21 protein-coding genes are annotated in these 24,619 nt (G+C 44.1%); 13 read left to right on the forward strand and 8 right to left on the reverse strand.

The genetic code is table 11. The annotated features are described in order from the left end of the window. Window positions 1–16: 16 nt before the first annotated feature. From AC58QT_RS27095 to AC58QT_RS27135, 9 genes are all read left to right on the forward strand, one after another. Entirely contained in the window at window positions 17–1,552 is a 1,536-nt protein-coding gene (locus AC58QT_RS27095) for an extracellular solute-binding protein (protein ID WP_497411729.1), read from the forward strand. 87 nt (window positions 1,553–1,639) lie between these two features. Continuing rightward, window positions 1,640–2,590: an ABC transporter permease gene (locus tag AC58QT_RS27100; protein ID WP_310502950.1), complete on the forward strand. Its 951-nt coding sequence runs from the start codon at window positions 1,640–1,642 to the stop codon at window positions 2,588–2,590. A 34-nt stretch (window positions 2,591–2,624) separates the two neighbouring features. Beyond that, complete coding sequence (locus tag AC58QT_RS27105; RefSeq protein WP_497288412.1) at window positions 2,625–3,500, forward strand: carbohydrate ABC transporter permease; 876 nt, start codon at window positions 2,625–2,627, stop codon at window positions 3,498–3,500. A gap of 471 nt (window positions 3,501–3,971) precedes the next feature. Further along, on the forward strand, window positions 3,972–9,377 hold the full coding sequence (locus AC58QT_RS27110) for a right-handed parallel beta-helix repeat-containing protein (protein ID WP_497411730.1): 5,406 nt from the start codon (window positions 3,972–3,974) through the stop codon (window positions 9,375–9,377). 158 nt (window positions 9,378–9,535) lie between these two features. Beyond that, window positions 9,536–10,246: a metallophosphoesterase family protein gene (locus AC58QT_RS27115; protein ID WP_497411731.1), complete on the forward strand. Its 711-nt coding sequence runs from the start codon at window positions 9,536–9,538 to the stop codon at window positions 10,244–10,246. A 72-nt stretch (window positions 10,247–10,318) separates the two neighbouring features. Further along, window positions 10,319–11,224, forward strand: a complete 906-nt coding sequence (locus AC58QT_RS27120) for a GyrI-like domain-containing protein (RefSeq protein WP_497411732.1) — start codon at window positions 10,319–10,321, stop codon at window positions 11,222–11,224. Between the two features lie 252 nt (window positions 11,225–11,476). After that, entirely contained in the window at window positions 11,477–11,818 is a 342-nt protein-coding gene (locus AC58QT_RS27125; RefSeq protein WP_497411733.1) for an ArsR/SmtB family transcription factor, read from the forward strand. Beyond that, a complete protein-coding gene (locus AC58QT_RS27130) occupies window positions 11,819–12,109 on the forward strand; it encodes a hypothetical protein (RefSeq protein WP_497411734.1) in 291 nt (96 codons plus the stop codon). Next, complete coding sequence (locus tag AC58QT_RS27135) at window positions 12,110–13,393, forward strand: ferredoxin reductase family protein (RefSeq protein WP_497411735.1); 1,284 nt, start codon at window positions 12,110–12,112, stop codon at window positions 13,391–13,393. It abuts the gene before it with no gap. A gap of 55 nt (window positions 13,394–13,448) precedes the next feature. On the opposite strand, the gene AC58QT_RS27140 is transcribed toward AC58QT_RS27135, so the two are convergent. From AC58QT_RS27140 to AC58QT_RS27155, 4 genes are all read right to left on the reverse strand, one after another. Next, on the reverse strand, window positions 13,449–13,895 hold the full coding sequence (locus AC58QT_RS27140; RefSeq protein WP_497411736.1) for a DoxX family protein: 447 nt from the start codon (window positions 13,893–13,895) through the stop codon (window positions 13,449–13,451). A 14-nt stretch (window positions 13,896–13,909) separates the two neighbouring features. Then, window positions 13,910–14,677 (reverse strand): DODA-type extradiol aromatic ring-opening family dioxygenase, encoded by a 768-nt coding sequence (locus AC58QT_RS27145; protein WP_497411737.1) that lies wholly within the window; start codon window positions 14,675–14,677, stop codon window positions 13,910–13,912. Between the two features lie 188 nt (window positions 14,678–14,865). Beyond that, window positions 14,866–15,240 (reverse strand): ArsR/SmtB family transcription factor, encoded by a 375-nt coding sequence (locus AC58QT_RS27150; RefSeq protein ID WP_497411738.1) that lies wholly within the window; start codon window positions 15,238–15,240, stop codon window positions 14,866–14,868. A 1-nt stretch (window position 15,241) separates the two neighbouring features. Then, complete coding sequence (locus AC58QT_RS27155; RefSeq protein WP_497411739.1) at window positions 15,242–15,664, reverse strand: SRPBCC family protein; 423 nt, start codon at window positions 15,662–15,664, stop codon at window positions 15,242–15,244. Between the two features lie 270 nt (window positions 15,665–15,934). Here AC58QT_RS27155 and AC58QT_RS27160 point away from each other — a divergent pair, with 270 nt between their 5' ends. The 4 genes from AC58QT_RS27160 to AC58QT_RS27175 all read left to right on the forward strand — a co-directional run bounded on the left by AC58QT_RS27160 (window position 15,935) and on the right by AC58QT_RS27175 (window position 20,723). Further along, window positions 15,935–17,440: a spore germination protein gene (locus tag AC58QT_RS27160; protein ID WP_497411740.1), complete on the forward strand. Its 1,506-nt coding sequence runs from the start codon at window positions 15,935–15,937 to the stop codon at window positions 17,438–17,440. Window positions 17,441–17,453: 13 nt separating this feature from the next. Then, window positions 17,454–18,533 (forward strand): GerAB/ArcD/ProY family transporter, encoded by a 1,080-nt coding sequence (locus AC58QT_RS27165; protein WP_497411741.1) that lies wholly within the window; start codon window positions 17,454–17,456, stop codon window positions 18,531–18,533. Next, on the forward strand, window positions 18,526–19,635 hold the full coding sequence (locus AC58QT_RS27170) for a Ger(x)C family spore germination protein (protein WP_497411742.1): 1,110 nt from the start codon (window positions 18,526–18,528) through the stop codon (window positions 19,633–19,635). Before AC58QT_RS27165 ends, AC58QT_RS27170 begins: the two co-directional genes overlap by 8 nt. 101 nt (window positions 19,636–19,736) lie before the next feature. Continuing rightward, window positions 19,737–20,723 carry a Gfo/Idh/MocA family protein gene (locus tag AC58QT_RS27175; RefSeq protein WP_497411743.1) on the forward strand — a complete coding sequence of 329 codons (987 nt, stop codon included), beginning with the start codon at window positions 19,737–19,739 and terminating at the stop codon, window positions 20,721–20,723. A gap of 81 nt (window positions 20,724–20,804) precedes the next feature. Here AC58QT_RS27175 and AC58QT_RS27180 read toward each other — a convergent pair whose 3' ends face one another. From AC58QT_RS27180 to AC58QT_RS27195, 4 genes are read right to left on the reverse strand one after another with little or no spacing between them, the layout of a single operon-like run. Further along, window positions 20,805–21,698, reverse strand: a complete 894-nt coding sequence (locus AC58QT_RS27180) for a metal ABC transporter permease (protein ID WP_497411744.1) — start codon at window positions 21,696–21,698, stop codon at window positions 20,805–20,807. Continuing rightward, the gene (locus AC58QT_RS27185; RefSeq protein WP_497411745.1) at window positions 21,691–22,638 is read right to left on the reverse strand and encodes a metal ABC transporter permease; all 948 of its coding nucleotides are present in this window, start codon (window positions 22,636–22,638) and stop codon (window positions 21,691–21,693) included. The genes AC58QT_RS27180 and AC58QT_RS27185 overlap by 8 nt, the downstream gene beginning before the upstream one ends. Before the next feature lie 13 nt (window positions 22,639–22,651). Beyond that, on the reverse strand, window positions 22,652–23,407 hold the full coding sequence (locus AC58QT_RS27190) for a metal ABC transporter ATP-binding protein (RefSeq protein ID WP_497411746.1): 756 nt from the start codon (window positions 23,405–23,407) through the stop codon (window positions 22,652–22,654). Window positions 23,408–23,455: 48 nt separating this feature from the next. Then, window positions 23,456–24,409: a metal ABC transporter solute-binding protein, Zn/Mn family gene (locus AC58QT_RS27195; protein ID WP_497411747.1), complete on the reverse strand. Its 954-nt coding sequence runs from the start codon at window positions 24,407–24,409 to the stop codon at window positions 23,456–23,458. Window positions 24,410–24,619 lie beyond the last annotated feature (210 nt).

Consider the following 24,619-nt stretch of genomic DNA (forward strand, 5'->3'; position numbering starts at 1 on the left):
CGGAGGTCAACCCGATATGAAGAGAAAATTAGTCACGATTCCAATGAGCGTACTACTGGTTTCCAGCTTTGCTTTGGCAGCATGCGGAGATAAAGAAACGCCTGCATCGTCATCAGCAGCTCCAGCAACGACGACAGCAGCAACACCAAAAGCGACAGATAACACACCTACAGCGATTACAATCATGTCCCCACTGAATACGGCACAAACACCACCAGATACGATTATTAAAGAACTTGAAAAGCTGACGAACACGAAATTGACGTATCAGTTCTTCCCAGCCGACACGTATGAAGAGAAATTGAATACGACGTTCGCAACTGGCGCACTGCCACAAGCAACCTATTTGAAAAACCAAGCAACATTCATCCAAATGAAATCCGCAATCCGTGACGGACAGTTCTGGGAAATCGGACCTCTATTGAAAGACTTCCCGAACCTCAGCAAGCTGAAATCCACAACGAATGATAATACGAAAGTAGATGGAAAACTTTACACGCTGTACCGTGGTGTCGACATTGCTCGCCAAGGTCTTATCTACCGGAAGGATTGGGCAGATAAGCTGGGTCTGAAGGCTCCTGCGAATATGGATGAGCTATTAGCAATGGCGAAAGCGTTTACGGAAAACGATCCTGATGGCAACGGTAAAAAAGATACAATCGGTCTAACAGATCGTAACGATCTGATCTACGGCGCATTCAAAACACTTGCAGCATGGATGGGCACACCGAACAACTGGGGTGTGAAAGACGGCAAGCTAGCTCCTGAATTCATGTTCCCGCAATATGTAGCGACGATGGATTATGTCAAAAAAATGCGTGATGGCGGCTACATCAACAAAGACTTCGCGGCAACAAGTAAAACGGATCAACAAAAACTATTCACGAGTGGCACAGCAGGTATGTATATCGGCGCCATGACGGATGTTTCCACGTTGAACAAAGACTTGGTCAAAAATGTACCGACTGCGGTAGTAGATGTTCACAGTATGGTAGCTGGTCCTGACGGCAAATTCGCAGCATGGGCACTTCCAGGTTATGCGAACGTCGTTCTGTTCCCGAAATCTGCGAACAAAACAGAAGCGGATCTTCGTAAAGTGCTTGCTTACTTCGACAAAATGATGACACCAGAAGTAGCCAATATGGCAAACTGGGGCATTAAAGATGTCAATTACAGCGTAACAGACAATAAAGCGAAGAAGTTGGATGAAGAGAAATGGACACGTGAAGTAAAACCATTCACAGATGCAGCAATTGGTGACGAAGATACATCCGGCCGATTCTTGGGTATTCCAACAATCCCTGCACAAGGCAAAGCAGATGAGTTGAAAATTGCGAACCTGAAGTTCGCTGTTCAAGATCCAGTAGCAGCGCTAGATTCCAAAACAAACCTTGAAAAAGGCGTTCAATTGCAAGCAGTTATCGTGGATGCAACGAACAAGTACATCTACGGAACACTTGATAAAGCTGGTTTTGATAAAGCAGTTGAAGATTGGAAAAGTCGTGGCGGCAGCAAAATCATCGAAGAATACAACGCAGTTTACAAAAAGTAATTCCACAATCGTACGTTTGATAAGTCAAGGCGAGAGGGCTGCTGGTATCGCGGCAGTCTTCTCCTTTTAAGGAAAGGAAGAAGTCCTATGCAAGAAGTGAATGTAGCGCAAAGCGTGGTCACTAGGAAATCGAGTAGTGAATTGAACAGACGTCTTTGGAAAAACAAATGGATTTATGTCATGTTGCTGCCAGGTATTTTGTACTTCATCGTTTTCAAATACATCCCGATGTACGGATTAATTATTTCCTTCCAGAACTACAAACCTTTCAAAGGCGTTATGGGCAGTGAATGGGTCGGTTTAGAGCATTTTAAGCGCTTGTTTACAGAGCCGGACTTCTTAAATATTTTGAGCAATACGTTAATCTTGTTCGTCATGAATCTTTTGTTTTATTTCCCAATTCCGATCATCTTAGCCCTTATGCTGAATGAAGTCAGAGGGGATCTCTTCAAGAAAGTGTTCCAAACAATTGTTTACCTGCCTCATTTCATGTCTTGGGTTATCATCGTCTCCATTAGCTTCGTTATGCTGACCATGGATGGCGGGATTATTAATGAGATCATTTCGTATTTTGGCCTTGAAAAAGTTAACTTTTTGCTGGCTCCAGAATGGTTCAGACCGATTTATATTTTGCAAGTCATTTGGCGAGAAGCAGGTTGGGGAACGATCATTTATTTAGCGGCGATTGCTTCCATCGATCCTGGCTTATATGAGGCTGCTCGTATGGATGGTGCAGGACGGCTTAGACAAGTGTGGCACATTACGCTGCCCGCGATCCGAAGTGTCATCATAGTTTTATTAATTTTGAAAATTGGTGCGGTTCTCGAGCTCGGTTTTGAACATGTGTATTTGCTTCTTAACTCCATGAACCGAGAAGTTGCTGAGATCATTGATACTTATGTATATACAGCAGGTCTTAAACAAGGTCAATTTAGCTACAGCTCAGCGATTGGTTTATTCAAATCATTCATTGGACTTGTGCTGGTCATGATCGTGAATCGTATTGCGAAGAAAATGGGTGAAGAGGGCGTTTACTAGGTCTGTAAACCCCAGCAGCTAGGAGGTTGAAATCGTGGTAGAAGATAAAACATTGGCCGGCAGAATGTTCGGTATCATCAACTATTTGTTATTAACGATCATCGGATTCATTACGATCATCCCATTCGTCCACGTGGTGGCAGGCTCCTTCACGACGAGTGCGGAAATGGCGACGAAGAAATTCGTCCTCATTCCGACGGATTGGAGTATCGAAGCATATCGATTTATTTTTTCAACGAATACGATATTTAAAGCGATGGCCGTTTCGATTGGGACGACGTTTGTCGGTACGGTTATCAGTATGTTTATCACAGCGTTGATGGCGTATGGCTTGTCACGCAGAGACGTGGATGGGCGTAAAATCATCATGTTCCTTGTAGTATTTACGATGCTATTTCACGGCGGTCTAATCCCGACGTTCCTTGTGGTCAAGGAGCTTGGGATGATCGACACTTATGCGGCGTTAATTCTTCCAACAGCCATTAGTGCGTTTAACTTAATTATTTTGAAAAATTTCTTCCAGAACATTCCTGAAGGACTTGAAGAGTCTGCCAAAATTGATGGCTGCAGCGACTTCGGTATCCTATTCCGTATCGTTCTGCCATTGTCGATGCCAGCGATTGCGACGATTTCCTTGTTCTACGCGGTAACTTATTGGAACACGTATATGAGCGCGATTCTCTATATCAATGAGAGTGCTAAGTGGCCAATTCAGGTCCTGCTTCGCCAAATTGTCGTACTTGCCAGTGGCATGGACGTGAGTGCAGATCTAGACAGTGCAACACCTCCTCCAGCACAATCGATCAAAATGGCAGTTATCGTCGTAGCTACGCTTCCAATTCTGTTGGTGTATCCATTCTTGCAGAAGCATTTTGCTAAGGGTGCGATGATCGGTTCCATTAAGGGCTAGGTAGCCCTAGATGGACAAACTCCAGCTAATTCGGTGATTTCAACCGTTTCTCGCTAAAGGGAGGAGAACTAACTGTAGGACATACAGTTAGTTCTTCAAACACGCCTAATGTGAGTTAGATGGAGTTTGTCCATTTTAAATGGATGCTGGGACGAGTTAATCCGGAAAGGCGAAACACCTCATGGCTTTAACAACAACCCGTACACTACCGAGTGGTTGTAAATTATATACAACTTAATGATGGACACGCATACACCGATGGAACTTCCGCCTGCCTGTACCTGCCTTCCCGCTGGCGTCCTGCTAACCAGATTTCCACCCTCGTAATACTACCTACATCTATGCGCACATTACATTTCTGCTAAATTATCAAATTCTAATCTTTCGCTCTATACATCCGAGAAAATTCCACACGATTAACCATCCAAATAGTAAGCGCATACAAACCGAATTTATATGGAGGAATGTTACTTGAACCAACGAAAAAGGTTGTTTGCAGCAGTGATGTCGCTTGTTTTATTATTTTCGATGCTCCCTTTTGGTGGATCCGCTGTCGCATTAGGGGCGTGGACAGGCAGTACATTTGGCGGAAGCACAGGTGCTGCACCCAAGAACTCCATTACAAGTAATACGGATGGTTCTGTTACTCTAAAAGCAGTTAACGGAGGTAAAATTGCTAGTACGGATGAGGGGCTGTCTTTTTACTATAAACAGATAAGCTTGCCTGCTGATGCGAATTTTGAATTGCGTGCTAGAGCAAAAGTAGTGAGTTTTACTAATCCGGCGAATACCCCTAACCAAGCTTCTTTTGGGTTAATGGTCAGAGGGAACGTCGGTTCGAGTTCAACAGCTACATCATCAAATTATGTGGCAGTTGGTGGATTTGGTGTTGCAGCAGTCCCTGCTACGGGTACTCCTGCTTCTACCGTTACTCAAGTGGTTTATAAAACGGGAGCTACCGAATTTGGTTCGGGTAAGGGTACGCAATTTAAATTGAATACGTTTAGTAATGTCAACGAACCTATTGAAGGCGAAGAATATGAACTATCGATTAAAAAATCAGGAAACGCCTATCAATTGACGATTAATGGGCAAAGTCAGACCTTTGTTCTTGATTTATTTTCTCATTCCGTGTACGCGAATAAGGCATATGCTGGCTTTTATGTAGCTAGGGACGCGGAAGTTATTTTTAGTAATTTCAACATTAGTGTGGATTCCCAGGCACCAACTAACATCCAAATTGACAAAACGGCTATGAAAACCACGTACTTGAAAGATCAAAGCTTTGATGCAACTGGTTTGAAAGTAACATCGGTAACAGGAAACGTGTACAAGGAAATATCTAACAATGATTATGTCATTACAGGGTTTGATAGCAGTAAGGTTGGAACGAATACAATTACCGTCAACTATAACGGTGCAATTAAAACGATTGATCTCACAATCTCGCCTTTAACAGTTACGTCATTGGACATGACCAGTCCTCCTAGTAAAACGGTGTATTACACAAGTGATCTTTTTGAGCCTGAAGGTTTAGTGATTACAGCTGGCTATGATTCAGGTCATAGAGCCGATCTGACTAGAGATAAATACACAGTCTCGATTTCCAATGCAACAGTTACGGGTTCTACGTATACGTTCGATACCCCGGGGACCAAAACCGTTACAATCCAATCAACGGAGACTCCTGCAAGAAAGACTACTTTTAATGTGACTGTGAAAAATGCACTACTCACGGGCTTGGAAATTGCCCAGCCTCCGCAAAAGACAATTTATTATCTAGGAGATACATTCAAACCTAATGGAATGGCTGTATATGCGAAATACAATGATAATTCGAGAGTAAGATTGATGAATAATGAATATATCGCTGTACTTGATACGAATACTGCGGGTTCGAAGCAGGTTGCTATTTTATATAGAGGACAACAAGCATCTACAAGCGTTACGGTAAAACAAAAAGCATTAACGGGGATTAAAGTTAACAAATATCCCAAAACGACCTATTTCGTTGGTGAAGATTTAGGCACAACTGGATTAAGCGTCTCCAAGGTCTTCGATAATTTGGATACAGAGCCTTTAACAAGCTTCACAACAGACGCTTCGAATTATGATAAAAACACCGTAGGAACCTACGATATACGAATCATTCCTACAGATACTGCGATTCTGCCGATTACGTATAAAGTGGCTGTACGAGCACCTGTGGAGCCGGAGTGGAAGACGATTCGATTCGGACAATCAACGACTGCAGCTAATAATACGATAACACCTCATGTAAGTCCTAATGTGCACAACCTAGTAGCTTTGGAGGGCGGTGGAAAGATTACTGGTGATCATGATGGTATCTCCTTCTACTATACAGAACTTGATGCAGTTCAAGATAACTTTGAGCTATCGGCCGATATTAAAGTTACTCTCTTTGCCAAAAATCCATACGATGGCCAAGAATCTTTTGGGATCATGGCAAGAGATGCAATTGGAACCCCAGGCGACTCTAGTGTGTTCGCTTCCAATATTGCAGCTATAGGTGGATACAGTGGAGGTACAACCAAACCAATTGGCACACAACTATTTGTAAGAACAGGTGTAGAGGATAAGGATGGTAAAGGCAGCAAAGGGATTCAAAGTACGATGCTAAACAATGTAAGACCTGCTGTAGTTAATGCTAATCCTCCTTCTGTACCTTACAAACTTACGTTATCGAAAACGAACAGTGGTTTTAGCGGAAGTTTAAATAGTGGTACAGAAGCGCAGTACTTTGTTCCTGACATTATGAACATCCAAGATTCTAAGATGTATGTGGGGTTTTATACAGCGCGTCTTGCCACGATTGATGTAAGCAATGTCAAACTCAAAATCACAGCAGCAGAAGCTGATGCTCCAAAAGTTGAAGGGCCACAAACTGCAGTTACGCCTGACCTTCAAGTGCTATCTTTGGATCAAACTTCAAAGGCAGCTTATGATTTAACAATTAAGCCTACTGTGAATGGTACAGTAACGATTAAAAAAGGTGAAGAAGTACTCGCGCTTGATACAATCGTTGAAGCGGGCAAAGCAATTACGTTCCAAACTTCGGTAGCCGAGAACGCAACTACGAATTTTAACGCGACTTTTTTACCAGACGATACACAGCTTCTAACCTCCTATAGCCGATTGGTGAAAACTTTTTCGGTCACGATGAAAACGTTTGGTCAAGGCGAAGATATCTATGTATCGCCAACGGGTACAAGTGCTGGTACAGGTTCTGTCAGCAGTCCTCTTGATCTTGACACAGCTATCGCTTATGTAAGTGCTGGTCAGACGATTATTGTGCAAGACGGCAGATACGTTCGCAACACTAAACTAGATATTAAGAAGGGCAATAACGGTACGGCCAATGCCAAGAAATCTCTTATTGCGGCTCCTGGTGCACAACCTGTTATTGATTTCGTGAAGAAGTCTGAGGGCGTTGTTTTAAGTGGGAACTACTGGCATGTTAAAGGAATTGATGTTAAACGATCGGCTGCGAACACGAAAGGATTTACGGTAGGCGGGAATTACAACATCGTTGAGAATAGCCGATTCTATTCGAATGGCGACACAGGTTTGCAAATTAGCAGCACGGACGGATCAGCAGACAGAACGCAATGGCCGTCGTACAATCTGATTTTGAACTGTGAATCCTTCGATAATATAGATCCAGCTAACAACAATGCTGATGGATTTGCGGCAAAACTGACATCGGGCGAGGGTAATGTGTTCCGCGGTGACATCGCCCATAATAACATTGATGATGGTTGGGATCTGTATACCAAAGTGGGTTCAGGTGCAATAGGCGCCGTCACGATAGAAGATAGCATTGCTTACAATAACGGCAAACTAACGACTGGTCTTGTTGGGGCAGGTGACAAAAATGGCTTCAAGCTTGGTGGAGAAGGCATTCATGTGCCTCATATTATCCGTAACAGCATGGCATTTGGAAATGGTGCGAACGGTTTTACTAGCAATAGTAACCCTGGTCTTATTGTTGAAAACAATGTTGGTTTTAATAATGCTGGTGGAAACTTGGATTTAAGAGGAAGTCAGGGCGTTGTAGATACGGATTTCACATTGAGCGGCTTTGTTTCCTACCAAAAGAATTCATCAAAGAAAGACAACTATCCGTCAGTATTAGTCTCAGATAACAACTATTTGTTCAATGGTACGGTTTCAGCGAATAAATCAGGTGTCAAACTTTCAGATGCTAACTTCGAAAGTTTGACGGAATTGCCGTATCAAAGAGATACAGATGGCAACATTATCTGGGGAGCTTTTCTTCAATTTATTTCACCGCTATCTGCACCGACAAGCTTATCGGCTATAGCAAGTGATGCGAAAGCGATTTTAAGCTGGAATACCGTGACTGGAGCCGCGTATTATAACGTTTATCGTGGAATGACGGAGCATGACTCCTATACTCAAATAGCGACAAACGTTACGAGTGCAACGTACACAAATAGTGGATTGATTAACGGCACGACTTATTATTTCAAAGTAACTGCAGCTAACGCTCTAGGGGAAGGTCAATATTCGAATTCAGTAAGAGTAGTACCCGATACTACAACCGACTACTCCTCCGGTGGTTCGTCACCTGCGTCCCCAACAAGCAATGAAGACAGTGTGTATCTGCTAGTGGAACCTGTGAATCAAACGATTAACGGAAAAACCGTAGCTGTAGCTACGGTGGATGAAAGTGCGTTGAGCAAAGCTTTTGATGCACTTGTAACAAAAGAAGCCAAGGAACAAAAGATTTTTATTGAAGTGAACGGTAGTGAAAACGCGGTTAAAGTTCAGTTTGATGCTAACGTATTAGCAACTGGTCTAGAAAAAGCTCCGAATACGATCATATCCATTACAAGCAATGGAGTTAGTTACCATCTTCCGGTCAAGTCGTTAGATCTTATTGATATAGCTAAAAAGCTTGGTGCTGAAGTCAATCAGGTGAAAATGAATATCTCTATGGAGAAAGTAACCGGCGAGGCAGCGGATCTGATCAACGCTAAAGCGAAAGAAGCAGGGTTATCACTAGTTTCCGATGTTTTCGATTTTATGATTAAGGCGGAAGGCAATGGGAAGACGGTCATCGTGAACGATTTTGGGCATACGTACGTATCTAGAATGATTACGCTTGTTCAAGCTGGAGATACCAACCAATTAACTGCGGTTATGTACGATCCGGAAACCGGTGAAATGACTTTCGTTCCTGCTATTTTTGACACTAGTCATGGTAAAACGACGGTGACGATCAAACGTCCAGGAAATAGTCTGTACGCGATCGTGCAAACCTCCAAAACGTTCGACGATGTGAAAGCGCACTGGGCAAAAGCGGATGTGGAATTGCTTGCCTCCAAATTAGTGATTAAAGGAGTGAGTGACAGCCAGTTTGCACCGAATGCTTCCATCACGCGCGCAGAATTTGCAGCATTGTTAACTAGATCATTAGGTTTGAATGAAGATGCGGCTACGGCAATTGCTAAATTCAATGATGTTACTGCTGGCAGTTGGTATGCAGGAAGCATTGGCGCTGCAGTGAAAGCTGATCTTATTAATGGCTTCGAAGATGGTTCCTTCCTGCCGAATGAGCGGATCACCCGTGAGCAGATGGCTGTGATGATGACAAGAGCTATGACATTTGCAGGTACAATTGTCGATGTGGACCTGAAGGCTTTGGCGGTATTTGCGGATGCGGCACAGGTTAGCGCTTGGGCAAAAGATGCTGTGTCCCAAGCTATGCATGCGGGCATTGTAAGGGGAGTAACAGAATCGACGTTCCATCCGAAGGCAGATGCGACTAGAGCGGAAGCTGCTGTTATGCTGAAACGTTTCCTGCTGGTTGTCCATTTTATCAATGAATAAACGATCATAGAATAAGAGGAGGGCGTCCAATAAGGGCGTCCTTTTTCCTGCCTCTAAGGCATTTTCCATAATTAAGGAAGCTCGTAGGCGGCGAAATATGCTAAAATAAGCTACATACACATGGGAGTTCGACAAGTGAACATCAGGGGGAAACGTCGATGAAACGACTGCTAGCTATCAGTGATATCCACGGCTGTGCGATTGAATTTAAGGAATTACTAGATAAAGCAAAGTTTAATGCGGAAGAGGATCAGCTTGTTTTGCTAGGAGATTATGTGGATCGGGGACCGGCGAGCCGTGAGGCCGTGGAGCATGTGATGTTTTTGGTGCGTGAAAAGGGTGCTATTGCGCTCAAAGGGAACCACGATCAGCGCTTCTTGGAAGTGATGGACGGGACTGATGACTTGACGGAAATGAAGTTTTTCGAGCATGGCGGCATCCAGACGTTTCAAAGCTTTAGTGGCGTTAGAAACTTTGATTTGAAAACAGCGAAAGAACGCATTAGGGCGAATTGTAGCGAGCATCTTGCCTTTTTGCGGGAGTTACCTCTGTATCACGAGAATGATACGCATATTTTTGTACATGCTGGTCTTAATCCTGCTTACGCAGATTGGAAAACACAGCCGGAGCGGGACTTTATTTGGATTCGTGCGCCTTTTTTAGGGCAGAAAACGGTAGTGAAGAAGCCTGTTGTGTTCGGTCATACGACGACGAAGGACATTCATGGGAAAGCGGATGTGTGGTTTGATACGGACAAAATAGGAATCGATGGCGGCTGTGCCTACGGTCTGCAGTTGAATCTTCTTGAAATCAATGGGAAGAATCAGTACAAGACTTATGCGGTGCCTTCCAAAGGAAGCTGGAAATAGTGAGCAAGAAATATCAAGAAGCGTAGTTCTGAATAGCGTAGACTGAGATTATCAAGTTGAAGGGGGCAAGCGATGGACACCAATTATGAGGCGCGGATACAGATGACGCTGGATCATATTGAGGAACATCTATCGGGACCGCTGTCCGTTGAGTGTTTAGCCGAGGTAGCTTGCTTCTCAGCGTTTCATTTTCATCGGGTCTTCCAAACCATGGTGGGAGATGCTGTGATGGAATATGTTCGCAAAAGGAGATTAGCGAGAGCGGCTTATCAAATCGCGCATACGGAGCACAAATTGATCGATATTGCCCTCGACAATGGATTCCAATCCCACGAGAATTTCACACGGGCTTTCAAAAAGGTGTTTGAACGTACGCCGCTCGCTTATCGCAAGCAAGGTATACGACCGCCTAGTTATCCCAAAGTGAACGTGTTGGATCGGAAATTTAATCCCTATTTAGGAGGAATACGTATGAACTACGAGCTGAAAACGAAACCTGGGTTCAAAATAATTGGATATGAATTGAAGACTTCATGTAAGGATGGACAGAACCACCGCGATATCCCGGCATTCTGGCAGAAGTATATGCAAGAGGGCTTGGGGGAGCGAATCCCGAACCGTCTTCACACAGGATTGCCTGTTGAACTCGGAATCTGTGCGGATTTTGACTTGGAAAGTGGGGACTTAACCTACATCATCGGGATGGAAGCGACGAATTTTGAGAATGTACCTGCGGATATGATATGCCGCGAGTTTCCAGAGGCGAATTACGCCGTGTTTACGACGCCGAAGGTGACGCAGGACCAATTTGTTGCCTCGATTCAGACGACATGGCAGGCCATTTTCGCGGAATGGTTTCCTCACTCGGGGTATGAGCATGCGGGAAGTGCTGAATTCGAATATTATGATGAGCGCTGTCATTCGAACCGGCATGAGCTTCTGGAGATGGATATTTATATTCCAATTAAGGCGAAGTAAAACGGAGATGATTTGTCACGGAAATGACATCTGAATTTCATCTTGCTTTAAGGTTCGAGACCTATAATGAAATTCGACCCCCTTTTAAATATATATATATGTTAGACCCGCAGCCCGTTGCTGTGGGTCTCTTTTTTTTGATTTTAGGGCGTTAATTAGCTCACACATTGACTGAATATCATATATGTAATAAAATTGTTACACATGTATGATTTTTATGAAAAACTTCGTGAATTGGAGTAGAGGTGATGTATGAAGGCTAATGGGAATGCGTTATTACAAGTCTTTGAAGCCTTAGCGAACCCGCATCGCATGCGAATTCTTGCTTCCTTACAGGTGGAACGCAAGTATGTTAGCGAGCTAGCAAGAGAAGTAGGCCTCAGTCGTCCTTTGCTCTATTTACATTTGCGAAGGTTGGAGGCGGCTGGATTGGTTACAGGCAGTTTAGAGCTTTCAGATAGCGGGAAGGCAATGAAGTTTTATGAGCTATCGGAATTCGACTACCATATTACACCGGAGTTAATCTTTGAAGCAGTCCAAACACTTAAAATGAATATGCCATCAGAAACGAATCATGTTGAGGAGGAACAATAAATGGATGGGAATAACCTTTATGGATATTTGGGTATTGGATTTATTTTTGGGATATTAGTGTTGATCGTTGTTTTGTTAATCACCTTAATTAAGCAAGGCTATAAAACGAAGCATATTCAAATGATGAGCACAGCCGACGTCGCTGCCAATGCAGAGGTTCGAAAATTTGCGGAAAACTCACTTCACCTTCAGCAAGTCATAAAGGAAGGGCAAGATAAGCTTGTAACCGAGCTTGCACAATTACGAACTCGTGTCGTGGCGATTGAACAACTGCTGCGTGAGGTGGAATAGATGGGAAGGAACTGGGGGAGCGCGCTTGTAGCTGCGCTTCCTTTCGTCAATGTAGCGTTATGGATTGCGTTCCCTCCGAATGACGATGGGTCTCACGCGGATTTTATTGCTCAGTATGTGGGTGAAGTGATAGGTTCAACGATGATGATATTAATGGCATTAACTTTACTTTTAGCAACACGATTTCGATTCCTTGAATCTCTCTTTCATGGTCTTGATAAGATGTATGTGGCACATCGAAAGACAGGAGTTACGGCGTTTGTGCTGCTTCTCCTCCATTTTATCGTTACCCCGCTTTCTCGGAGGGCAGTTCCGCCTGGACGAGCACCGGGCTATATTGCATTTGCAGGGTTCATCCTACTCATCTTACTGACACTTGCGCCAAGACTCCCTGTTATCCGAAAAATATTACATATGAGCTACAAAAGATGGCGAATATCACATCAATTTATTGGTGTTTTCTTTATTATCGGGACAGCTCACATGTTGTTGGTGGATACACTTGTTCGAACAACACTGGTGCCATTCATAGCGTTAATGTCAGCTATCGTAATAGGGATCGTCTCTTACTTGTATACCCAATTGCTTGCGATATTTATTAGAAGAAAAGCTAAGTATTTAGTAGAACATATACATTATCTTAACGCCAAGGTAGTAGAAATCGTGCTTAAACCAGTGAAGAAACCATTGGATTTTATTGCTGGGCAATTCCTCTTCGTTCGATTTAAAGGTAATCGTTTACTCTCGGAGCCTCATCCCTTCACCATCAGCTCTTCACCTCGTGAAGAAAATGTAAGACTTACGATTGCTTCGGCTGGTGATTTCACAGGATATCTATACGCAAACCTTAAGGTAGGTACTCGAGCACGGGTTGAAGGGGGGTATGGAAGGATGGACTATCGCCAAGGTGGTGAGGATCAGATCTGGATCGCTGGTGGGATTGGCGTTACTCCTTTCCTCAGTTGGATTCGAGATATGCCCCAAGAGCTCACGCGAAGAATCGATTTCTATTACACAGTAAGAACGCAAGAAGATGCTTTGTTTGTGACGGAGATACTTGGAGCAGCCCGCAAACATCCAAACTTCTGTACGTATATTAACTATTCTGCGAACCAGGGCAGGCTTACTATGGAAACCATAGTAGAAAGATCCGGTGAAAATCTAGCTCATAAGCATGTATATATGTGTGGACCGTCAGCGATGATATCGGCGTTTCAAGTTGAATTCCGACGTCTCGGCGTTCCCGCCAATTCGGTTCATTTTGAGGAGTTTGCATTTAGATGATGGAAGGTAAAAAAGAGTAAAAGCGTGCGAGCCTGAGCTCACACGCTTTTTGATTTTAAATCCACTCTCGTTTTCGCTCCACGCCACGTGAGTTGCTAATGATGACGAATATCGCCATGAGGAGGAAGATTAGTGGTAGTAGCGAAGTGCGCATTCCCTCATGGGAACGGATATGCGTCAGCATTGCGCTGGCCATGATCATCCCAATAATACCAGCGGAGATCAAGGCAGTTCGTGGCTGCCACAGGCCGATGATGAGGCCGATGCCCGCGACGAGTTCGATTGCCCCAATGATGTACATGAAAGTTAGACTATACCCATAGGTTGATGTGAAGACTTCCGTTTGCATATCATGGGCGGACAGCTTCAGAACTCCGAACATGACATAAGCTGCCGCTAACAAAATTTGAATGATGCGAGTTGTCCATGTCCAAGCCAATACCAGAGCACCTCTGTTTGTTGAAATTGGTACTGTTAGCTTGTGCAACCCAGCCAATTTCATGCGGGATACTCCTCTTAAAATGATACTGCCAAATAGCTCAACGAGCCGACTTCGTAGCTGCGGTGGATAATCTCAACAGGTCGCTGCGGATCACCGCTGCCCATTGCAATGTAGAGCGGAATGAAATGCTCAGGGCGCGGTACCGCCATCTTCGCATTGGGAGCTTCGGTGGCGTAGTTGAACAACGCCTCTAAGTTCTGGGCTTGCATGTTAGCAGCGAGCCAATCATCAAATGCAACCGCCCAAGCATCAGGCTCGGTGGCGTTCCAGTTCAACGCGCGCAGGTTATGGACCGTGGCGCCGCTGCCGATGATCAGGATGTCTTCCTGATCCAGACCACGCAATGCTTCGCCGATTCGGTACTGCTCGGCGGGCGGCAAATACGGATTCACCGAGATTTGAATGACCGGGCATACAGGTGTAGGGAACATTCTCAACAGCGGTACCCATGAGCCGTGGTCTAGACCGCGTGTGTGATCGAATTGAACAGGAATGTTCTTTGCTTCAAAGCGCTTAGCAATGGATTGAGCAAGTGAGGCGTCACCTTTTGCAGGGTATTTGATTTGAAACAGTTCATCAGGAAATCCGCGGAAATCATAAATCGTGTCGTAGACCTCATTCGTGGAGGAAATAGTGAGCACTTCGGTTTCCCAATGTGCGGTGAAGAGGACAATAGCTTTGGGCGATAACTTTGAACCGTAATCAAGCAAAAATTGGGTACAAGCAGTATCTTGAAGAGCCATCATGGGGGAACCATGCCCTACGAAAATCGGTGAAATCATAGCGAACATCTCCTTATTTATGGTTAATACACTTAAATATATTTAATTACTTTATGTAACTGATCATACGCTTCTGATTACGCTTCGTCAAGTAAGTTAATTACTTTTTGTTAGTTATTTTTTGATGTCGTATTTGTGATCAAATAAAGAAGAGCCTCCCAAAACAGGAGGCTCCTCGCGCCATTCATCTACTCCTCAGGTTCCACTGCCTCTAGGCGAGAATAAGTAAGTCCCTCGGTGTTATCGTCTTGCTCAACGAAACGTTTGAGCACATTAAGTTTATTTTCCCAATAGCGCTCGTAATAGGAAAGCCAGCGTTTGAGCTCCATCAGCGGCTCAGCCTCCAACCGGTAACGGGTCTCGCGGCCGACTTTACGTTCTTTCACTAAGCCGGCCTCGGCGAGAATTCGAAGATGCTTCGAAACCGCTGTACGGCTCATCGGGAAGTGGCTGGAGATAACAGTGACGGGCATCTCCTGGTCACCCAGAAGCTGCAGCAGATGTCGTCGCGTGGGATCCGCTATGGCCTGGAAGACGTCATGCTTTTGCTCAGGAATAGCCATCTTAAGCCTCGATATAAGCAGAAAGCCTTTGGACGATGCCTGCCCAGCCTTGTGACATCGTATCGCGCACGGTATCATGCGGTTGACCGAATTCGGTAACTTTGTCGATATCCCAACCGCCATGGGTGAGGGTGAACTCGGTTTTACCCTCTAGATCAGTCAATTCAAAGGTCAGAAACCAGTCCTTCCCCCAAGAAAAGCTTAGACGATTCGGGGGATCTAGTTCTGTGACCTTACAAGGGGATTTGCCGAAAGGGCCAGCTTCCAAATGAAATTCATAGCCGATTTCTGGCATGAAATTGTTCGGCATGAACCAGACGGCGATGCCTTCAGAAGTGGCAACAGCGTTCCACACTTTTTGTATAGGGGCATTGAAAACTAGCGTTTGTTTAATATCAGGTAGGGATTGCATTTGATTTTCCATTAGTAAAAGCCTCCAGTAATCGTATAGTTATTTACTTTGTACATGACTTCGTTTTGAAGCGCATCAATCTAGTTTTCCCTTAAAATCACATTTCCATTGGGTATCGCTAAAGTGAAACCGTTTGGTTACATGTCTGATTATACGAAACCATTTGGTTTCGTGTCAAGGTGCATTCAAGATCCGTTACCAAAGCGCAACTTTTAGGCGAAATGGATTATTTTGAACATATCTGCTCAGAATAAAAGAAAGCTCTAGGTGGGGGGATTATGCATGGCCATATGGGATCGTATATTGTTTTCCTTCTCACGGCAAGTAAATAGAGAGCTTAAAGGATTTGAGGTACCCGTGTTAACGGAGGCCGTCCATACAGATGAATCGGTATCTCTAGCTCATATCCTGGAGCAATTTGAGGATTGTGTTGATGTGTTTCATCGCCACATTCCGAGTATCCAAGTGGATATTATTTATATTCCTCATATGGTTGATCATTTGCAATTGTCCAGGGAAGTCATGGATCCCATAACGAATGCGCAAATGGATGATTTAAGCACCATTTTGGAGCAGACACAATTTGAAGCAGCGGTTGATCCTAAAATAATAGTCCTTGCCATATTGTCTGGGCAAGCGGCTATCTTTCATCGTGAGAAGGTATATCTATTTTTTGCTTATGGCCCCGAATCAAGGAGTGTGCAGCAGTCTGAAACGGAGACAGTTATCAGTGGGCCGCATGATTCGTTTACAGAAACAGCTGGTATCAACCTCTCTTTAGTGCGGAGACGGGTGAGAAGCTCGCATTTAAAGGTGGTTAAGCTAGAAGTTGGTGAAGTTACCAAAACCGTCGTATTTGTCCTTTATATCAAGGGCATTGCGAATATGGAACTGGTTGATGAATTTGTTCGGCGTATTCGTGGTATTGAAATTGATGCGGTCTATGATGGCAATATGTTCTCTCAGTATATTGATGATTTTCCGTATTCGTTATTCCCGCAATTCCTCATTACAGAGCGTCCAGATACGGCTGTTTCCAAACTGGTGGGAGGTCGCATGCTTGCCATTGTAGACGGTAGTCCAGCAGTGGTGAGCGCTCCGACGGCTTTCTTCGACTTCTTTTCTTCTGCGGATGACTATTATCAGAGATGGTCGATTGGGACGGCTACCCGAATGCTTCGGTTTATCGCCTTTGTGATCACCATTACGTTTACAGCTATTTATGTATCTGTCACTACGTATCATTATGAGATGATTCCGGAGGCGTTGATTTTAACGTTGAGAGAATCACGAAGTAAGGTGCCGTTTCCCCCTGTGATTGAAGCGATGTTGATGGAAGTGACGATAGAACTTCTGCGGGAAGCAGGGGCGCGATTGCCTACCAAAATCGGACAAACCATCGGTATCGTTGGCGGTATTGTTATCGGTCAAGCAGCCGTTCAAGCGGGACTGACGAGTAACATTCTCATTATTGCAGTTGCATCATCTGCGATATCGTCCTTTGTGATCCCGAGTTATGTGATGAGTGCATCGATTCGTCTTATCCGCTTTGGTTTGATTTTACTAGCTGGTGTATGGGGGAATTTCGGTCTGATGTTGGGAATTGCCTTCATTGTGATCCATTTATGTGGGTTGACAAGTCTAGGGACATCCTATCTATCACCTTTTGCACCTACGAAATGGACAGATTGGAAGGATGTTTTCATTCGTGGTCCTTTCTCTACACTAACTTCACGACCTGATCAAGTGAGAACAACCAATCCCAAGAAGAATAAAATGAGAAAATAAGGATGATCCGAACGTGAATGAGAAGCTGAATGGTTTCCATATCTTTATTTTGATCCATATGATCCAAGTCGGAGTGGGAATCTTTGCTTTACCACGTGTTGCAGCTGAGTACTTTGGCTATAACGGTTGGCTCATGTTAGTTGTTATTGCGGCAATCGTCGCATTCAATATTTATCTAATGTGGATCGTGTGGAAGATGGGGAAGGGAGTAAGTATTTTTGTTATTTTTGAAAGTTACCTGCCTAAATGGGTCGTTTATCCGATCTATGTCATTTTGGCGTTTACATGGTCCTTTACAGCCAGCCTTGTTGCTAAGCAGTACGTCCTCATTTTTCAGGTTACAGCATTTCCGACGGCAAACCCAATGATTTTCATGTTCTTCATTACGCTGCTTGCCTATCTATTGACGATCAAAGGCGTTTACGTCATTTCTAAAGCGAGCACTGTGTTTTTCTTTTTGGTGATGTGGATGATCATTTTGGAAGTTACATTTTATAATGATTTGAAACTATCGAGATATACGCACTATTTGTTTAAAGAAGGAAAAGAATACTGGTTGGGCGCCTTTAATCTATTTGGTTCTTACTTAGGGTTTGAGTTGTGCCTGCTGTTATTTCCTTATGTTCAGCCGAAAACGCGATTTTTCACAAGTGTCCAACTAGCTAATGTGTTTAGCTTTCTGATTTATTTGGGTGTGACTCTGATTTGCTTCGGCTTCTACAGCTTACAGCAGTTAAAGTTAATTATGTTTCCCTTCATTGATTTGCTCGCTTATATTAAATTTCCCTTTATCGAGAGAGCGGAGAATATCCTCTTTAGCTTTCTACTCCTCAGGGTTCTTATTACCATTGTGATGTATCATTGGGCAGCAGGATTGTGTATGCAACAGATATTCAAAAGTAGGAAGATTGAACATATCACGCTAGTTATGATGGGGATCACGTATTTAATTTCGTTTATTCCAAGTGTGCTGGATGAGGTCGGTAAATGGTTGTTTATTGCTACTTATTTCAATATTGCCTATACATTTGTTCTTCCACTTGGCTTAATTGGTATTCTCTCTATTCAAAGGTGGCGAAAACAGCTTGCTTAAGACTCGGTATTCATGTCTGATTATTTGTATGCTACTGATGATGACCACAGGCTGTGGGAATGACCAGCGAGTCTTAGAGAAGATTGGTTTAACCCATACGACAAGTTTTGATTTATTGCCTGGGGGGATGCTTAGGGTAACGAATAGCATCCCTCTAGCTGTAGGTGAAGGCTTAAAGCCAAGGGAGGTGTTGACGACTGTTACGGATAGTAGTAAGGGCGCAAAGGTAGACCTTGCAAGACAGAGCCAGTTAATTTTAGTGAGCGGTCAGATGCGTAATATCCTGTTCGGTTCGTCACTCGCGCGGCGAGGATTTTGGGACGATATTGATACCCTAGTCAGAGATCCCTCCATTTCACCACGAGTCAGAGTTACCGTTGTGGATGGCAATGCCAATGATTTATTAGTCAAAACCTACAGCAATTACCTGCGAACGGCTCAGTATATTGACCGAATGATGGAATCAGAATCGAAATTTCAGAGTATTCCGAAGGTCAGTTTATATGATTTTACAAGAGATTATTATGATGATGGTATAGATCCTGTTGCTCCCATCATTAAGGATATTGGCGAACATGTGAAAATTGATGGGATTGCTTTATTTCGAGATGATCGTTATCTGAGTAAGATAGCTGCGAAGGAAGCGATTTATTTTGCAATGCTGAGTAAAAATTTCAAGTTAGGTTCTTTGCCAATGACACTGAATGAAGAAAATGAAACGAAAGAGCTGGTCTTGTTCGATTCGCTGACTAGTAAAAGAAAAGTTCACGTAGCGCGTGGGGGTTCGGGCTCGTTTACAGTGAATTTTCAGATCTCAGTAAGCGGTTCTATTCTCGAGTATAGGGGAGATTTGAAGATTAGTAAGGAAGGGGATCGGCATAAGCTTGAGGAAAAAATTGCACAGAAAATTACCGACTCCATGGAGATGATGGTAAAGGATATGCAAAAGCACAATGTGGATAGTCTTGGTATAGGAAATGCTGTGAAGAATATCATTCCCTATCAAGAATGGAAAGCGATGGATTGGCGGGTGGTGTACCCCGAGGTAGAGATTCATTGTCAAACGAAAGTGAAGATCAAGCACTACGGGAAGCTTCAGTAAGTTCAAGATAGGCAGTATTATAATGACAATTGAATTCGGAGGTTGAATTTGATAGGGTAGAGGTCAAAGAATATAGCTAGAATGAAGGAGCCATGGGGAAAATGATACGATTTGCAGTTATTGGTACGAACTGGATCACAGAGGAATTCATACACGCGGCGCTCGAAACAGGAGAGTTCGAAGTGACAGCTGTATACTCTCGTACGGCGGATAAAGCGGCTGAATTTGCTGGGAAATTTGGCATCGTACATCAATTTACAGACTTAACGGCATTTGCACAAAGTGATGTGTTCGATGCTGTCTATATTGCTAGCCCGAATTCCTTGCACGCGGAGTATGCGGTTCACTGTATGAAGCACGGCAAGCATGTAATTTGCGAAAAGCCTGCGGCTTCGAACAGTACGGAACTTACGGCAATGATTGAAGCGGCACGCAGTCACAAAGTTGTGTTCATGGAGGCGTTGAAATCGACGCTGATGCCTAATTTTAAAGTCGTGCAAGAAAATTTACATAAAATTGGAAAGGTAAGACGTTATTTTGCGGGTTATTGCCAATATTCATCTAGATATGACGCCTATAAGCAGGGGACTGTGCTGAATGCGTTCAATCCTGTATTCTCCAATGGGTCCATGATGGATCTAGGTGTATATTGCATCTATCCGTTGGTTGTATTGTTTGGTGCGCCGGATAAGGTTCAGGCAAGTGCAGTGATGCTGGAATCCGGTGTTGATGGTGAAGGGAGCTTGCTGCTTAGCTACCCAGAGATGGATGCTGTCATTCAGCACTCCAAAATTGCAAGCTCCTACCTGCCTGCTGAAATTCAAGGCGAACTGGCGACGATGGTTATCGATAAGATAAACCAACCCGAGAAGGTGCAAATTCGTTACCGCGACGGTTCTGTCGAGGATTTAACACAGGAGCAAAGTGTAAGAACGATGCGCTACGAGGCGGAAGAGTTCAGCCGACTGATTAAGGCGGGCGAGCTGGAGTCCCCGACGAACTCACATGCGAATTCCAGTGCGGCGATGGCGATTATGGATGAGGCGCGGAGACAGATCGGGCTGGAGTTCCCGGCGGATCGGAAGTAAGGAACGTTAAGGGCTCAACATAACAAAGAAACCACAACCAAGTACGAGATTGGGAGTGGTTTCTTTGTTGTTCCATGAAGGTTAAGCGGATTCTGGTGTCATCCCAGACAATCCGCGCTTTTGACGGATTTTACGGATGATGAGTCCGTTGGTTGGTGAGAGGAGGAAAGCGAGTGCGAACATTACGCCTGCCACACTAATCATACAGCCGGCAATGGAAGCGTCCAGTAAGTAGGCGACATAATAACCAGCTATAGAGGAGATAACCCCGACAGCCATGCTCAGCAGGATCATGACACTGAGTTTTTCAGTTAACAGATAGGCAGTAGCTGCAGGTACGATTAACATACCGACGACCAGAATGGCACCCACACTTTCAAAAGAAGCCACAGTCGTGATCGATACTAAGCCCATCAATAGATAGTGGAATAGTAAGACCGGAATGCCCACCGCAGCAGCAAGAGCCGGATCGAACGAACAGAGTTTAAACTGTTTATAAAAGATGCCGATGACAAGACTGCTCAGTACGAGCGCAAAACCAACTGCCCAGACAGCTTTGGGTCCGATACTTATACCCCCAACTTCAATCGTGTTCCACGGCACATAGGCGATTTCGCCATAAAGCACACAGTCCAAGTCTAGATCGATTTGTCTCGTATACAAACTGACAAGTACAACGCCAATCGAGAACATGGCCGTGAACACGACACCGATAGAAGCATCCGACTGTACACCGCTTTGTTGGAAAAGTTGGATTAAGAATACCGTAATGAGTCCAATTACTGCAGCGCCGATCAGCATAAAGATCGAACCCCTAGAACCGCTAATCAGAAAAGCGATAACGATACCCGGAAGTACCGAATGGCTGATGGCATCACCAATCATGGCCATTTTACGCAGGACAAGGAAGCAGCCAACTAAGGAACAAGAGGCAGCGACAAGCGCAGCGGTGAGAATAATCCAGAAATCATTCAACAGGACTCACCTCTTTTGCCTTGACGTAGTGCTCTGGTTCGGAGCCGTTTTGAATCTTTTGTTTCATCGACGACTGTCTAATCATTTTAATGAGAAGCCCTCGTTTTGGAGCGAAAAAGAGAGAGAAGACGAATACCAGCGTAGCCGCGAGCACACTGAGTGGACCTGTAGGCAAGTTGCTGCCCATTGTACTTAAATAAGTCCCCACGAATCCGCTAAATGCTCCGAATAGGCCAGATAAGATGACCATTAACCCTAATTTTTCAGTCCAGTATCTGGCTGCAACAGCAGGTGTAATTAACAGTGCCGCCATTAAGACGACGCCTACCGCTTGGATGCCGACAACGACGGCAACGACAATGAGAAACATCATGAAATGATCCAGGATCCCTACAGGAAAGCCTAAACCTCTCGCATAGCCGGGGTCAAAGCTCAATAATTTAAATTCTTTAAAGAATAATGTACACACACCGACTAATAAAAAAGAAATAATGGCCATTGTCATGACATCGGAGTGTATCATGGATGCCGCTTGACCGAATAGAAATTTATCTAAACCACTTTGATTGCCGCTTGAACTATGCTGAATCTGCGTCAACAATACGATGCCTACCCCGAAAAAAACGGATAATACAATACCTAACGCCGAGTCATTCTTGATTTTAGAATATCGCGTAATCCATCCAATACTTAACGTTGCAAGAAGGCCGGCTACAGCTGCTCCGATGAGGAAGAAAAGAATAGATTTGGAGCCGGTGATCATAAAAGCCACGCACACACCTGGCAAAGCTGCATGCGATAGCGCATCGCCCATTAACGATTGTTTACGTAAATAAGCAAAACTGCCTAACACTCCGCTGCTCAGTCCGAGTAATGAGCATCCGAGTAATATCCATCGCGCATTCGGATCTAACCATAAGTGAAGCAATGAATCCAACATGTAGCTCACCTCGCTATCCTATTTGCTTTTCGGTATCTTCCCGATCCCAGATGGCTAGTTTACCGCCATACGTTTGTTGTAATTTGTCCTTGGTAAAGACTTCATTGGTCGGACCGATATCCACAAGGCCTACATTGAGCAAAATCACCCAATCAAAATATTCTTTTACAGTTGATAAATCATGATGAACAACGAGTACGGTCTTTCCTTGTTTCTTCAACTCACCGAGCAGGGTGATGATCGCTTTTTCGGTAGCGGCATCTACGCCTACGAAGGGTTCATCCATGAAATATAAGCTGGCATCCTGGGCCAGTGCTCTGGCTAAGAAAATACGCTGCTGCTGTCCGCCGGACAGTTGACTGATTTGTCGGTCTGCGAAGTCAGCCATCCCTACTTTTTCTAAACAAGACATAGCGATTTGTTTCTCTTTATTTCCCGGTCTGCGGAACCAACCTAAATGCCCATATCTGCCCATGGTTACAACATCGAGCGCATTCGTTGGAAAATCCCAATCGACGGATTCTCTTTGCGGCACATAACCAACAAGCTTACGCTGTTCCTTATAGGGCTTTCCATATATCTTCACTTCACCTGAGAGACTCGGAATCAAACCAAGGGCTGCTTTAATTAAGGTTGACTTTCCTGCGCCGTTCGGCCCTACAATACCGATGAGTTTGCCTTCGGGGATCGTTAAGGAGACTTGTTCCAAAACAGGTTTCTTATGATAAGCAACAGTCATGTTCTGTATGGTTAGTGGAGCATGTTTCATAGTTATTCCTCCATTACGCTTCTATTCAAACCGTTCTTCGCTTCACGTCTATTTGAGCGCCTTGACAATGGTATCTACATTATGACGAACCATCCCCACATAAGTGCCTTCCGGTGTTCCAGTTGCACCCATAGCATCAGAGAACAATTCTCCCCCGATTTGAATCTGGTGACCTTTTTCCTTCGCGCCTTGGATAACCGCTTCAATGGATTTCTTAGGCACACTGGATTCAACGAATACAGCTTTGATTTTTTTCTCGACTAAGAAATCTCTTAACTGACTGACATCTTTAGATCCGTATTCCGACGCGGTGCTGATCCCTTGAAGACCCTTCACTTGAATGTGGTAAGCGTCCCCGAAGTAACCGAAAGCATCATGAGCAGTTACGAGCACACGGGATGCCTCAGGAATTAAAGCAATTTGCTCCGTTGCATAGCGATCTATTTCTTCAAGCTTCCCTAAATAAGCGGTAGCATTCTTGGTGTAATCTTCCTTGTGAGCCGGATCTAACGCGATGAGAGAATCACGGACTTGCTCCGTTGCTTTCATCCACAGCTTCACATTAAACCAGATGTGTGGATCGTATTCTGTTGCCATCTCGGCACCGGAGCGCAATGCGTTACGATCGATTTTTTCGGATACCGCAACGGTTGGCTTTTCTTTACCCATTTTCTCTAGAATCTCAACCATTTTACCTTCGAGGTGCAGACCATTATAGAAAATAATTTGGGCGTCATCTAACTTTTTAATATCGCCTTGGGAAGCTTTATATAAATGCGGATCCACACCAGCATTCATGAGCCCAGTAACTTTGACATGTGTCGAACCAACATTCTGGACGATGTCCGTAATCATTCCTATTGTTGTGGTGACTTTAATCTCCTTCTCCGCTGAAGTTGGCGATTTCCCCGTGGTCCCACAAGCGGTTGCGATCAATAAAACGCCTACTAAAGCAAAGGCGGCACTCTTCTTCCAAAAGCTTTTTAAAGTCATCACATTCATTTCGTTATGTCCTCCCCAATCTTTCGCTTTTTTATCATGCGATATTTAAAACTTGTACAAGCCCACAATTGTTGACTTTGGGAAACATTTATTTCTTATATTATTATCCATATCTGAAAAAGTTGCAATAGGGAAACAAATTTTTGTTGATTCATTTTTTTTTGTTGCAACCACATTCCATTCGAAGTGGGTTATCACAATAAAAAAACA

It is taken from the genome of Paenibacillus sp. J31R109 (assembly GCF_059692055.1).

Coding starts and splice junctions, on each gene's coding strand:
- AC58QT_RS27095 (WP_497411729.1), top strand. CDS start 17: ATGAAGAGAAAATTAGTCACGATTCCAATGAGCGTACTACTGGTTTCC.
- AC58QT_RS27100 (WP_310502950.1), top strand. CDS start 1,640: ATGCAAGAAGTGAATGTAGCGCAAAGCGTGGTCACTAGGAAATCGAGT.
- AC58QT_RS27115 (WP_497411731.1), top strand. CDS start 9,536: ATGAAACGACTGCTAGCTATCAGTGATATCCACGGCTGTGCGATTGAA.
- AC58QT_RS27120 (WP_497411732.1), top strand. CDS start 10,319: ATGGACACCAATTATGAGGCGCGGATACAGATGACGCTGGATCATATT.
- AC58QT_RS27125 (WP_497411733.1), top strand. CDS start 11,477: ATGAAGGCTAATGGGAATGCGTTATTACAAGTCTTTGAAGCCTTAGCG.
- AC58QT_RS27130 (WP_497411734.1), top strand. CDS start 11,819: ATGGATGGGAATAACCTTTATGGATATTTGGGTATTGGATTTATTTTT.
- AC58QT_RS27135 (WP_497411735.1), top strand. CDS start 12,110: ATGGGAAGGAACTGGGGGAGCGCGCTTGTAGCTGCGCTTCCTTTCGTC.
- AC58QT_RS27140 (WP_497411736.1), bottom strand. CDS start 13,895: ATGAAATTGGCTGGGTTGCACAAGCTAACAGTACCAATTTCAACAAAC.
- AC58QT_RS27145 (WP_497411737.1), bottom strand. CDS start 14,677: ATGATTTCACCGATTTTCGTAGGGCATGGTTCCCCCATGATGGCTCTT.
- AC58QT_RS27150 (WP_497411738.1), bottom strand. CDS start 15,240: ATGGCTATTCCTGAGCAAAAGCATGACGTCTTCCAGGCCATAGCGGAT.
- AC58QT_RS27155 (WP_497411739.1), bottom strand. CDS start 15,664: ATGGAAAATCAAATGCAATCCCTACCTGATATTAAACAAACGCTAGTT.
- AC58QT_RS27160 (WP_497411740.1), top strand. CDS start 15,935: ATGGCCATATGGGATCGTATATTGTTTTCCTTCTCACGGCAAGTAAAT.
- AC58QT_RS27175 (WP_497411743.1), top strand. CDS start 19,737: ATGATACGATTTGCAGTTATTGGTACGAACTGGATCACAGAGGAATTC.
- AC58QT_RS27185 (WP_497411745.1), bottom strand. CDS start 22,638: ATGTTGGATTCATTGCTTCACTTATGGTTAGATCCGAATGCGCGATGG.
- AC58QT_RS27190 (WP_497411746.1), bottom strand. CDS start 23,407: ATGAAACATGCTCCACTAACCATACAGAACATGACTGTTGCTTATCAT.
- AC58QT_RS27195 (WP_497411747.1), bottom strand. CDS start 24,409: ATGAATGTGATGACTTTAAAAAGCTTTTGGAAGAAGAGTGCCGCCTTT.